We start from the raw sequence: 12,224 nt of genomic DNA on the forward strand, positions 1-12,224 counted from the left end.
AGAAGAAAAGAAGTATAAAGACCTACGGTGTGTTAGGGATGTATGCGTGGTCAAGTTATTGTAATGAAAACAGAATATAGAATTTTTTGAAAATAACTCAATAACTTGACCGAAGCGGAGAAGTAAGAACATTCCATCATATTTTCTACTCATTCAACTTTTCTTCGGGTTTCAATATTTGAAAGAAGTTCCTGTCTAAGATCGCGAGGAGATTTACCCGTATATTTAACACAAGCTCTGTGAAACGAAGAAGCGGAATTGAAACCGCATTCAAGAGCAATGTTTAAAAGGTTATAATTCGCGTTTATACACATCATATCTTTGACTTCGTTGATTCTGTGGAATTGGAGGAAATCAGTAAAACTCATATTCAAATATTGATTCAAGTAGTAAGAAGCTTGATGAGTAGTGAGGCCTAAATCAATTGCAAAATCAGGAAGTCTCAGTTCTTCGTCTATAAAACCTTTAGAATCTAAAAAATGATTCAATTTCATTTTAACTTTTTCTAAATCGATCCCTTCTAACAAATCTCTAGACGGATATTTATTTTTTTTGGATTCTTTGCCCTTTGGAATGGTTTCTAATTCAATTTCTTTGTATAAATTTATTACCGTAATCTTACCCAGCAAGAAAGGCAAAAAACGTTCTAAAACAAGTGCATAACAAATCATCAATCCGGAAATCAATTTTGAGATAAAAAAGAAATCTTTTTTATCTAGAATTGTACCCATAAGATCTAAAACGAAACTAACGGAGATTAAGAGGGAAATAAAAGGAAGATTGAAGAAAACAACAATAGGGCTTTTATTGATTAAAATATTTTTACAAGACCAAACAAAAGTAAATACCGAAACCGCAAAACCTAAGATATCTATAAGGGATACGATTTTATAATAATTGATTACCATGAATTCACCTGTTTTTGGCGCGAATCAACTATTGCTCGATGGGTTAAAATTGAAATTATCTTTGTAAAACGAGTCTTAAATGACTGAAGCGATAATAACTTTATGTTAATTTCTTGCTCTTTACAGGGACTCATTGCTAAATCCTATAATACAGATTTGAGGAAATGACACCCTTACTATAATTTGACTAAGTCAACTTGTCAATTTAAAAAAATTGACAAAGTACAAATATAATTCAATATGGATAAAGATAAAATAACTCGTTTAAAAATAATTTTAGAGCATCTCAAAGAGACCAAAGGTCTCAATCAAGGTCAAGCTGCGTCTATGATTGGTCTAACTTCAGGCGCTGTTACAAAGATGCTAAAAAATGAAAGAGCGATTACAAAAAAGACAATGCTCTTATTCGAACACGTTCATGATATTTCTTTTGAGTGGTTTGTGTCCGGACTCGGTGAAATGATTTTAAAGAAAAAAGGAGCAAGTCGGTCCACTGATTCAAATCAGGAATTGTTTCAAAAAATTTTAAAACGAAAAGGGATGATAAAATTGTTGGAGAGTTTATTGAATCTTACGGATAGTCAACTTTCTGCGGTCAAAAATATCGTAGATAATTTTAAGAATTAAGAATTATTTAATGTAATTTCCAAACATTCTAGCTAATATCGAACTTCTTTTTACAAAAGAATAATCGTAGTGATCTTTCAATTCCGTATCTTTAATCAAAACTAGCTTCATAAAGTGAATGTTTTTTGAAAAGACTTCCGACATCCAAGCTTTTTTATCAACGATTGAATATAAAAAGTTAAACGCTGGTTTTGTAATTTTTGTTAAGACTCTTTCTTTAGGATAAGTCGAAAATTGCCTAAGTTGAAAAGCGTCACAATTCATGATTGCAATTGGCCAGATGAGAATCCCGAATATAAATCCAATTACCGTATATCCACCTGAAAATACTCCATAGAGCACTGGTCGAATATAGATAAAAACCAAAACGGAAACTATCGGCGGAATTAAGCCTAAAAGCAAAAACACCGCATTTGTTTTAGCTCTTCCTTTTTTTCGCATTACATTGAAAGCTAAGTTTATTAAAGATAAAATTACCATGCAGAGAGAATAAATTAGTAAAATCTTATAAACATAACTGCTTTCAAAAGAAAAATTCTGATTATGGTTAGAAGAAACGTGTAAGGTTTGTAACGAAAATGCGTGAAGAGAAAAAAAACAGATCAGTAAAAAATTCAGAAAATAAAAAGTTCTTCTCGGTTTTTTGACTTTTTGTTCTTGCTGATCGTAAGAAGATGTAATCTTAAACAAATAATAAGGAATCGGAACAGAAGGAATCAGCGCCCAATTAATCAGCCAGTTATAAGACCAAGAGGGAACAATCTCTCTCAATATAAAAGATTGAAACCATGCACCTAATAACAGACACAAAATACCAAAATATTTCTGAGTTTTTGATTTTGAATTGGGATATAAAACATAGATTCCCAAGAAAAAAATAAAAATTGCCATAGTAGAATTGAGAAGTATGATCTCATTTGATAAATTTTTGGACATAGAATATTACAATCGTAAGGTTCCAGACAATTTTTGCAAACTGTTTTTCGATTTCTATTATTGTAAACGTTGCTGTCTCTCCATACGTTAGAAAGTCTTTGAAAAAAATCTTTTTTGGAAACTGTTCAGAAATTTTTGCTCCCGCTTCTAAATAGATTCGCCCAATTCCTTTTCGTTCATCATTAAACATTCCATATATTAAATTAAAATTTTGTTCTAAACAATACTTGGCTACACAAGCAAAGTTAAATTTTGCCGCTTTTGCGCCTTGTAGGCTTTGTACAAAAGCGACTGAATTCCAATCAGCTACATTGTCAACAATGACTTTGTATTGTTGGTTTTGGGAATTGAGAATAAAACCTCTTTCTAAAGGAATTTGATTTTCTGGCGTTTTTACAACAATTCGCATACAAGAAAGAATTTCGTTTTCAAAAGTAACAAAAAACCAAGTTGAATCATAATCTAATCCGTCATCCTGCCTGGGATAAGAGTTGCCAGCTTTTTGATTGATTGTGAATACGAAATCTTTAAGTGTTTGTAATGTATGAAAGTTTTCTGGATTCTGAGTCTCTAACATAAAACATGAATATAAATCTTTTACAGAATACAGTTTTATTTCTGATCGAGTTAGGTTGTTTGTAATTTTAATCATAGCAATGAAACTATGTCTCTTGGGTTGACAAAATAGCAACTTTTAATTTTCTCAGAAGGTTTCGATTAATGAAAGGATGGGCGTTAAAGCATTTTGTTATGATCGTAAGAAACAACATTGGACTCAGTTCTGCGTAATTTCTTAAATATTTTCAATATGTCGGAATTGTATTATATTTTACTCATTGGTTTGAAGACTGGGGTTTTCCGAGGGTTCTGCTTCACTGCACCGGCGGTGCGAAGCAGTGCAATTTATTGTTCTTTGAAAACGATTTTCTTTGAGTAAGAGGGGTTTGAAAGAGGAAAAGAAATAACATAGACTTACGAAGCGGGATAATTTAGTATGTCGTGTTGTGTTCACTGGAATAAAGGAACGATCTTTCTCTACAAACGAAAGTAATTCATTACCCGACTCTGAATTCAACAGAACAATTCCTATGGGTCACACTCTGGGATCTCACTTGAACAACGATGAAACATAAACCCACAACGCGGCAGGGATCGAAGCGGAGTCAATAAATTGGGAATAAGGGCAATACTTTGTATTACGTTTTTAGCATGCAATTTATTGACTGGAGCCGAGAGCCCGGTCCGCGAAGCGGAGCCGCCCTATCCACTAACTAAATACGATCTACTCGGTCGTGTGACTCGGATCGATTATCCGGAACATCCGATCAGTCACGGACGGATGAGAGCTTGTTATGAATATGGTTCTGCGGGTTACATTTCAGGGATTTCTGTTCAAGTAAACACGAACGGAATTTTACCGGGATATTGTAACAAAGACATCGTTGAGAACATCAGTTACAACGAGTTTGGTCAGACTTCAAGTTTAACCCTTGGAAACGGGATTACAACTTCCTACGGATATGACGTAAAAGGGAGAATGGTTCGCATTAATTCTTCCGGGGATGTGGGTGGTAATGCGAAAGTCTTGCAAGACGCTGTGTATTCCTTCAATCCGAACAACAACATTACGAATGTTGTTAATAATTCTACGGATTTTAACACTCAGTTTGTCTACAGCTACGACGGTTTGGGTCGTCTTACATCTGCTAACGGTAGTTATTTAGGAATTGCGGATGGGAATCTTTCCAGAAAGTTTCAGCAGTCTTTTGAATATGCAAAGAATGGAAACTTGATTTCTAAAAGAATTCATGATCCTGCGAGTGGGAACATCTCTGACGAGTGGAGTTACCAATGCTTTTTTGAAAAATCAACAAGCATTCTATATATTTATCCTAATATTCAGCTTATCTAAAGTTATCCTGGCTTCTTTGATACAGGATGACCATAATTTTTTAGATCTATCTTTAGATCTATCTCCGCAACCTCGACTAAACTCTTGTAAAGAACATTCTCTATCGTCACATTCGATAACGCTTTTTCAAGTCCTCGTATCCTTTTCTATGCCTCTTTGAGAAGGTTCAATTCATTCTCTGTTTCCACTCTCACTAATTTACTCATTAGATGATTCTTGACATACTTTTTTAACTAGCCTCGGATCCTCGCTGAAACTTGAATACCGTTGTTTCTCATCGCCTGGGTCTGGTTATATGGGTCGTCCTCTTTCCTGGATCACTCACTTTCCTATTGAAAACGCTTCGATCTAACCTTTGATCGTTGTTATGGAACCTGCATCCTTCTGAAAACTTTTTATTAGGACGCTATCTACTAAATCCTACCCGGAATAAGAGATTGCATCCCTATCACCGGTTTATAAACTGCCTTAAAACTTTACCAGGGGCTTGTTCCAAAGCTTTGATTCATCATTTTTTTCGCGGATCGAATCAAAATTTTTGAGATAAGCACATACTTTATCATCGGAGTTTTTTATGAAACAGTATCTAATACGAATCTTTAGCTACGGCTTTTTAGTTTGGTTGATTCCATTCATCGTCGCGATTCCGTTTTATTCGAGGGATGGAAAGTTACAGACCGATCTATTTTTGTTCAAAACAGTAATGCTCCTTGTAGGAAATTTCACGGGTTGTGTTTTATTAGCCTCTCTTGCATTGAAAATCTCCGGTAAGAAATTTTCGATTCTTCTAAGCACAGGATTTATCTGGTTAGCAATCAATTGGGGATTGGATTTCTTAATTTTACTTCCGATGTCTAAGATGAACGCTGGAGACTACTTTATTCAAATCGGCCTTCGCTATCTAACTATGATTTTTATTCCCTTTACGATCGGCTGGGTTATGGATCGATCGACTAACAGATAAAAAAGAAGTCCGTCTGGCTCAGAGTTCGTTTTAAAATCAAGACTTTGTTTGAAGAACTCGGCGGAAGTTTAACTTCCGCTTTGTAGAAAATCGAACCAAAGTCTTGAAGTTCATTTTTTCTTAAGACAAAATGGCGCCCCTTCTGGGCTTGAAAACCGTGGGTTAGATGCAAGCATATACCACAAAACAAGAAAACCAACAGAAGGAACGTAATGAAAAGAAAAATATATGTAGGAATGGATGTCCACAAAGAAACGATTAGAATTGCGTGTTTAACGAACAATACAAAGGAAATAGTAAAAGAACAGCAGATAAAACATAATGAGGTTCAGATCAAAAAGTTCGTCAATAAACTAAAATCAGAATGGAACGAGATACATAGTTGTTACGAGGCGGGAGTAACCGGTTATCCACTTTACAGATATCTAAAGTCTTTGGGAGTGAATTGTATCCTTGTAGCACCCGGAAAGATACCAAGACAAAGTTCGGATAAGATCAAAACCGATAAAAGAGATGCGATCAAATTAGCAAAATTATTACGAAGTGGAGAATTAGAATCGATTCATGTACCGAGTGAAGAGGACGAAGCGGTAAGGGATTATTTGAGATCCCGTGACAGCCTTCGTTTGGATTTAGGAAGGAATCGTCAGAGGTTGATGAAATTCTTATTAAGAAAGGGTATAACTTACTCAGCAACAAAGTATTGGACAGTCAGTCATAACAAATGGTTGAACAATCTACAGTTTAACAATGAGATCCTTCAAGAGACATTTAACGACTATTATAGTCGGGTAAGAGTTCAAGAAGAGAATTTAAAAGCGATGGATAAGAGAATACAAGAGATAGCGGAAAGTGAACCGTATCGAGAGAAAGTGGGAATATTAAGATGTTTCCGAGGAGTGGATTATCTAACCGCAATGTTTTTACTTTGTGAGGTTTGTGACTTCAAACGATTCAAAACAGCCGGTTCGTTCATGAGTTTTTTAGGACTTGTTCCGGGAGAATATTCCAGCGGTTCCAAAAGAAAACAAACAGGGATAACAAAAACTGGAAGTCCCAGACTTCGAAGGATTTTGACAGAAGCAGCTTGGCAACATCGTTTCCCTGGAACGGGAAGTAAGATTGTAACCGCACGTAGATCGGGACAACCTGCGTTAGTTGTTGCTTTGGCGGAAAAAGCATCTCTCAGATTACACAAGAAGTTTCGTAATCTACAGCAAAGAGGAAAAACTCCTCAGGTAATGATAACGGCAGTTTCAAGAGAGTTATCCGGATTTCTTTGGGCGGCGATGAATCTGGTTGCATAGAGTTAGAGTAATGTTTCATCCAATAATTGAATTCGTTAGAGAAGATGTACGATAAAGGAGGAATACTTGTTGGCTCAGTGTTGAAGCAAATTTGAATTTCAAATTTGACCTTCGTTTTAAGACTAAGAACAGCTCCCGATGTATAGATTATCCTGCGGTATCCAACCCGCGAATATCAGTCTGATCAATCGTCGCGAATGCTTTTCTCTAACGAGTTAAATTATTGGGTGATTAAAAAAAAATGCGAAAAAATATTTACGGCTCCGGATGGGGGCGCCATATCAGAGCTTGTCCCAAAACCTATTTAAGGGCCATTCTAAATAAAATGATAGCAGACGCGAATTGAAATAGGCGGTATAGTTTTCGAGTTTGAATTTCCAGCAAGTCTTTAAAACTCTAAATGCGTTGAACCAGACAAAAATACATTCGACCATCTAACTAAAAAAATTAAGCAGAGCAATTCACTCAGTATCTCTCGCACTCTTTTTATTTGGAATTGATACTGAATTTTCCTTTTTCTAATTTGTCCTTAATTGTGTTGTTAGAATAAGCAGTACCCAATGAAAAAATCTCAGGTTTCAGAACCTTAGAATTTCTTATGGTTCTAAATTTTTTAAATTAAGGAATGGTAGTTTAGGAATCATGAGTTCCAGTGGAAGCAATTACAAAAGCACAGATTGATCTAGTAAAGTAAAAACGAACGCCTTTTTCTTAGAAAATAAGGGGAATCGATCACCAAGTTCTTCTTTGGTTCTCTGAAAAGAAGAATAGAATATATTTACTTTTATAGAATTCGAGAAACGGAAGAAATGCTTTTTGATTATATAGATGTACATTATATGTAATAGGCAAAGATCTCATCCGTCCTTAGACTTTGTGAGACCAAAGAAAACGCCGCGTTAGAAAAGTGTCCAATAAAACGGATTAGGCTAATCCTGCACTGGATTTTCATATTCAACACTTACACACTGTTTCTCAGGAGAATTTGTCTTGTCAGCTTTCTCATTCACTTCGCACCTTTTAATGGGATTTTTAAATTCAACAACCGTTTTCGTTGATATCCTGAGCATCTTTAAGTTCCTCTAATTCTTCCAAATCGGTTAAAGCAGACATCCCTGTAATTCGTTTTAAAAGTTTAGTCCATATCTTCAAATTACGAACATCTTTATGAATCTTTAATTCAGTTGGCTCTTTTCCTTCAGTTTCTAAACGTAAATTAGCCTGCAAAGTCGGATCAACTTTTCCGGAGGAAAATCTAAATGTTCGATCTTTGAGTATGGGTCCCCTTTATATTCTCCTGCTATTATATTCACTATAACCAAAAAATCTACTTTTTCTGTTTTCAATAAAGCCATTGGGCAACCCGGTCTATTCGGATTTAAAGCCTTCTCCTCATCAACAGAAAAATCTTTCACATAATTCTTTGCTCCAAGACTCTCCATCAAGGCTCCAAGTTCCTCTTCTTTTTTTCTATTTCTCCGATTATCAGAACAACGAGTTATACTATCTGGTAAAACCAATATAACAAATCGTTTCTCGACCCAATACTTTTTTTCGAGAATTGTATAGATCGATTTTGCTAAATCGCTCTGCGGATCAGCATACAAAGCGCAAGTAGCGCTCCGATCAAATATATAAGGAATATGGAAAGTTTATTCATTTTTAATCCTATTTTTAAAAAGATCTATTATCTGTTAGTGGTTTCTACCACAGCTCATTTAAGCGGAAAAAAGCGTAGGTCTCGATCACTCGCGCACTGAAGAGAAAAACATTTTTTCATTTACACTTTTATGTCTTTCCTGAAATGTGTTTCCTTTTTTTTCGAGTGAAAAAAGACAAATGAACAAAAAACAAAAGTTACAACAATTGATAAAAGAATCGAACCGTCGATTACGAAGGTTCAACGAGCCACAGCAAATCGTGTCGGACATAGAAACCAAAGTAACGATAATCGCAGAGGTAAGTAGAGAATGTTCTATAACGAAAAATTCGATTTACAAGTGGATTTATTCGTATTTTTTCTTTCACTCCTCTACTACATCTCCATGGATCGGTGTTTCGGGAGTAAGAACAGTCAACAAAGTTAGAAACACTGAAAGCCAAGATCAGAGAGTCGGAAAGTGTTATCGGACAGAAACAGATAAAGACCGATTTTGAAGAGAAGATGGTCGAGTTAGCAAAGAAAGAATACTTGAGTAGATATTAAAAAAAATTGGTTCTAAACGCTCCTATGACACTGGGAAGAACGATCCCAATTGAAAATAAAAATGTCTACATTGTATTTCAGTGCTGAATGTTAATAAGCAGTTCTTCTATCAAAGACTAAATCCTCATTTGCGTATTCAGGAGGAAATGTGGATTACCTACTGTTTCGGGAAATCCACAACGATCATCCTAAAATGTCCGTTAGAAAGATGTATAGAAAGATACGTCCTAAAACGATAGGAGGGATGTTTTGAGACATTTTGCTTTGAACACGGATTTCAAGTGGTCGTATCTAAAAATTATAGAAGGGCTACGAATAGTCTCAAAATTTCCAAATCTTGTCACCGGACTAAAGATTTAGGAACCGAATCGAGTTTTGGTTCACCTATTTTGAGTTAGCTGCTCAATGGTGTTATTTAACTTTCACACAACAGTTCAAAGTTCAGAAGAATTTTTTCGTAGGATATCGTGAATTGAGGAGAACTAATCATATAATCAGCCGTGGAACGATTACAAGCCATGGGCACATTATAAAGTACAGCGATCCTGAGTAGGGCTTTTACATCTGGATCATGAGGTTGAGCGGTAAGCGGATCCCAAAAAAAGATAACGATATCCAGATCCCCTTCCGCAATTTTAGCTCCGATCTGCTGATCTCCTCCCAACGGTCCGGAAAGAAACCTGGTAACCGAAAGTCCCGTTTCTTCGCTTATCAATTTTCCCGTTGTTCCCGTTCCAAATAGACGATGTTTAGAAAGGATTTCCCTGTGGGCTTTGACCCAGGATACCAAATCCTCTTTGCGATTATCATGTGCAACGAGTGCAATCCTCTTGGTTGCTGGTACCGAAACTTCTTTCATTTTTTATAACTCTTTCTTGTTTATTTTCGACCTAATTTTTTGATGACGCAAATTTCAGAACAATCCTAAATTGACCTAGAATATTTTTTTTCAAAGTCAATCCGTGATTCTTTTCACGTTTTTTCTTTGTTCCTAAACCGGTCTCAGATGAAGCATTCTTCATGTTACTTTAGATTATTTACGATTTTATTTCTTTTATTCCATTCTCCCTTTTCACTCAAAAGCGAACAAGCGCCAAACGAAAAGAAGATTGAAATTCTGATCCCGGACGGAAGCGACGGAGAATCCAATTGGGGAAAAGATTCTCTTCAATTCGAAGACCTGGACTTATTGGGGGACGCAAGCGAGGAAAATTCTAAAAATCTTTTTGAAAAAGCAAAAGAAAGTTTCCTAAATTCCGTAGATCGTTTTAAAAAAACGAACGACCTTATAAATGCAAAACGGAAAGAATTCGATCAACGAACATTCGAAGCGGATCGATACGAATGGCAAAGAAAAAATCGCCGCGAAAATTTTGAAAGATCTCTTACAAGAGACCTAAACAAATCCAGATCGGATTCCATTCATCTTTTAGTTTCCTCGATGAATTCTTTGGAAAGAATCCAGAATCCAAAGGTCAAGGACACTGAAACTTATCGCGATCTACAAGCAAACGTCTATAGAGAATACATCAAACACCAACTTGCCTTAAAAAATTTTCTGCAAGCCATGGATCTTTTGGAAAGATATATTCAAATCGGAAACAAATACTACGAAGACTCAGAAGCCCAGGGTTTTCTTGCAAATTGTTATGAAAGAGCGTACCGCCTTTCCAAAAAAAAACGGGACGACCAAGCTCAGGAAAAATACGATATTCTTCGGAAAAAACACGGACTCTTATATGCGGAATTTAAGTTCGGAAAAAACTCCGCGGATTATCAGGAATTTTCCAGAGAACTTTTTAAAGACTAAAAAAGAATTAGCCTGTCTTAAAAAACCTCAGAATATAGGACCTCGACGAGAACTTAACGGTTATAAAACATGCCTGCAAACTCGTAAACTACCAAAGGGACGTAATAGGTAGCAATTTCTATATTTTATTACGAACTTATTGAATCATTGTAACTGATTTCTTTAAAAGTTCTTAAGACAGGCTCTTAATTTTTATCCTAGTTTGACAAGCTCTTAGTTTTACAAACTAAACCCGAGTTTCAGAATAAACTTTTACTGAATTCCGAGACGTTTTTTCAGATTTCGATTCTCTTCGATCAGTTCTTTGATCTCTTTTTCAGTATATGCAAAAAGACGATCCTGAGCTTCGAGAATTCTATCCATTTTGATCTCTTCTATATGAGAATAGTTCAACGCTTGTTCGGTCGCTTTTTTAAAATCAAGAGCGTCTTTCAACTCCTGGGTTTTCATGGAATCCAAGATCTCGGAAACCTTGAGACGTTCGTGAAGAGCGAGCAACTCCTTGTTCTTAAGTTCGTTCACTCTTTCCAAGGCTTTATTGATTTCCTCGTTGTTCTTCTTAACTTTAGATTCGAATTCCAAAATGGCTTGTAAGGCTTCGTTCGCTTTAGTCGCATCTTTGTATTCTTTTTGAGCAAGTTCAAAAACCCCTTCAAAAAATCCGATGTTCGTCAAACAACTATTACCAATTTCGTTTGCGGCGAGTTTATAAAATTCGGATTGAATTGTCCTATCTAAAATGAGTCTTAAATTTCTCGGATGAACCGGATGTTCGAGGACTTCAATCTTACTGTTTTCAGGAACGGTTTTACTGATTTTTTCAGCGTCGTCGGAATAAACCAAGATTAAACTAGCGTAAGGATGAAGTTCAAATTTTCTGATAAATTCTCGAATCTCATTCCATTCTCCCAAACTTACAGAAAGGAAAAAAACATGAATATCGGACTTCAGTAAATCGATCGCACCAAGACCGTCGAGAGGAACCTTGCTCAATTCGATATTAATGCGAGGATGTTTCCAAATTTGAATCGGGAATTCTTTCCCTGAAGTAAGATGCCAAATAATCGCGTTTTTCTGACTCATTATATTCATTCTAACACTAACCGACTATATCCCCAGGTCAGAGACCTCTTTTTGTGATCTTTTTTATTTTTCCCCATATACTTAAACTTTTCAATCTCTTTGTCAATTTTGATTTTTGATCAGAAATTCTATCCAAAATCTTTTGAATCGGTTTTGGCAAATCCATGTCAGTTCTTTTGATCATAATGTTAATACTCAAAAGCGCGATCAAAATATTGGCACTCCAAGGACCAATCCAATCAGGAACCTTATCGTTATAGGAAATCGTACTCCCCAAGGTAAAAAATGTAAAGTAGATCATTAGGAAAACGACTGCAAGCGTAAAACTCATTCCTTTTCCGGAACGTTTGACCACGAGCCCCAAAGGAAACGAGATAAAGAAAAAAATCAAACAAGAAATCGGCATCGCAATTCTTCTGTGAATTTCCACGTTAAAATCCGTTAAGACTTTTTTTCCTTGTTGCATCAAAG

General features: G+C 35.8%; 11 protein-coding genes and 4 pseudogenes (1 of these 15 running past the window's edge). 5 read left to right on the plus strand and 10 right to left on the minus strand.

Going from position 1 to position 12,224, the window contains the following annotated elements:
* Window positions 1-149 precede the first annotated feature (149 nt).
* Window positions 150-908 (minus strand): helix-turn-helix domain-containing protein, encoded by a 759-nt coding sequence (locus LEP1GSC190_RS12480; protein ID WP_002745043.1) that lies wholly within the window; start codon window positions 906-908, stop codon window positions 150-152.
* A 240-nt stretch (window positions 909-1,148) separates the two neighbouring features.
* On the opposite strand from LEP1GSC190_RS12480, the gene LEP1GSC190_RS12485 reads away from it, so the two are divergent.
* Entirely contained in the window at window positions 1,149-1,535 is a 387-nt protein-coding gene (locus LEP1GSC190_RS12485) for a helix-turn-helix domain-containing protein (protein WP_036047508.1), read from the plus strand.
* Window positions 1,536-1,538: 3 nt separating this feature from the next.
* On the opposite strand, the gene LEP1GSC190_RS12490 is transcribed toward LEP1GSC190_RS12485, so the two are convergent.
* Both LEP1GSC190_RS12490 and LEP1GSC190_RS12495 read right to left on the minus strand, forming a co-directional pair.
* Entirely contained in the window at window positions 1,539-2,471 is a 933-nt protein-coding gene (locus tag LEP1GSC190_RS12490) for an LIC10906 family membrane protein (RefSeq protein ID WP_002744991.1), read from the minus strand.
* A 6-nt stretch (window positions 2,472-2,477) separates the two neighbouring features.
* Window positions 2,478-3,123 (minus strand): annotated as a pseudogene (locus LEP1GSC190_RS12495) (LBL_2463 family protein).
* Window positions 3,124-3,765: 642 nt separating this feature from the next.
* Here LEP1GSC190_RS12495 and LEP1GSC190_RS12500 point away from each other — a divergent pair.
* A pseudogene (locus LEP1GSC190_RS12500) lies at window positions 3,766-4,350 on the plus strand (RHS repeat domain-containing protein); the annotation flags it as partial.
* 25 nt (window positions 4,351-4,375) lie between these two features.
* On the opposite strand, the pseudogene LEP1GSC190_RS20810 reads toward LEP1GSC190_RS12500, so the two are convergent.
* Window positions 4,376-4,691: pseudogene (locus LEP1GSC190_RS20810) on the minus strand (transposase); the annotation flags it as partial.
* A gap of 266 nt (window positions 4,692-4,957) precedes the next feature.
* Between LEP1GSC190_RS20810 and LEP1GSC190_RS12505 the strand changes: the two are divergent.
* Complete coding sequence (locus LEP1GSC190_RS12505; protein ID WP_002745061.1) at window positions 4,958-5,347, plus strand: hypothetical protein; 390 nt, start codon at window positions 4,958-4,960, stop codon at window positions 5,345-5,347.
* 212 nt (window positions 5,348-5,559) lie between these two features.
* Window positions 5,560-6,654, plus strand: a complete 1,095-nt coding sequence (locus LEP1GSC190_RS12510) for an IS110 family RNA-guided transposase (protein WP_002744987.1) — start codon at window positions 5,560-5,562, stop codon at window positions 6,652-6,654.
* Window positions 6,655-6,954: 300 nt separating this feature from the next.
* Here LEP1GSC190_RS12510 and LEP1GSC190_RS20350 read toward each other — a convergent pair.
* The 4 genes and pseudogenes from LEP1GSC190_RS20350 to LEP1GSC190_RS12530 form a co-directional block, all read right to left on the minus strand.
* Window positions 6,955-7,326, minus strand: a pseudogene (locus tag LEP1GSC190_RS20350) (IS5/IS1182 family transposase); the annotation flags it as partial.
* A 366-nt stretch (window positions 7,327-7,692) separates the two neighbouring features.
* Window positions 7,693-7,881: a hypothetical protein gene (locus LEP1GSC190_RS12515; protein ID WP_002745012.1), complete on the minus strand. Its 189-nt coding sequence runs from the start codon at window positions 7,879-7,881 to the stop codon at window positions 7,693-7,695.
* The gene (locus tag LEP1GSC190_RS12520; RefSeq protein WP_002745041.1) at window positions 7,860-8,261 is read right to left on the minus strand and encodes a hypothetical protein; all 402 of its coding nucleotides are present in this window, start codon (window positions 8,259-8,261) and stop codon (window positions 7,860-7,862) included. The genes LEP1GSC190_RS12515 and LEP1GSC190_RS12520 overlap by 22 nt, the downstream gene beginning before the upstream one ends.
* Before the next feature lie 1,014 nt (window positions 8,262-9,275).
* Window positions 9,276-9,719, minus strand: a complete 444-nt coding sequence (locus LEP1GSC190_RS12530; RefSeq protein ID WP_002745067.1) for a methylglyoxal synthase — start codon at window positions 9,717-9,719, stop codon at window positions 9,276-9,278.
* Window positions 9,720-9,866: 147 nt separating this feature from the next.
* On the opposite strand from LEP1GSC190_RS12530, the gene LEP1GSC190_RS12535 reads away from it, so the two are divergent.
* A complete protein-coding gene (locus tag LEP1GSC190_RS12535; protein WP_002745057.1) occupies window positions 9,867-10,670 on the plus strand; it encodes an FcpA-related putative periplasmic flagellar protein in 804 nt (267 codons plus the stop codon).
* 252 nt (window positions 10,671-10,922) lie between these two features.
* Here LEP1GSC190_RS12535 and LEP1GSC190_RS12540 read toward each other — a convergent pair whose 3' ends face one another.
* The gene (locus LEP1GSC190_RS12540; protein ID WP_002745009.1) at window positions 10,923-11,753 is read right to left on the minus strand and encodes a hypothetical protein; all 831 of its coding nucleotides are present in this window, start codon (window positions 11,751-11,753) and stop codon (window positions 10,923-10,925) included.
* Window positions 11,754-11,790: 37 nt separating this feature from the next.
* Window positions 11,791-12,224 carry the 3' portion of an LptF/LptG family permease gene (locus LEP1GSC190_RS12545; RefSeq protein WP_002745044.1) on the minus strand. 1,393 nt of this gene lie beyond the right edge of the window, so only the last 434 of its 1,827 coding nucleotides appear in the window; the start codon falls outside the window, past its right edge; its stop codon occupies window positions 11,791-11,793.

It is taken from the genome of Leptospira mayottensis 200901116 (assembly GCF_000306675.2).
GTDB lineage: Bacteria > Spirochaetota > Leptospiria > Leptospirales > Leptospiraceae > Leptospira > Leptospira mayottensis.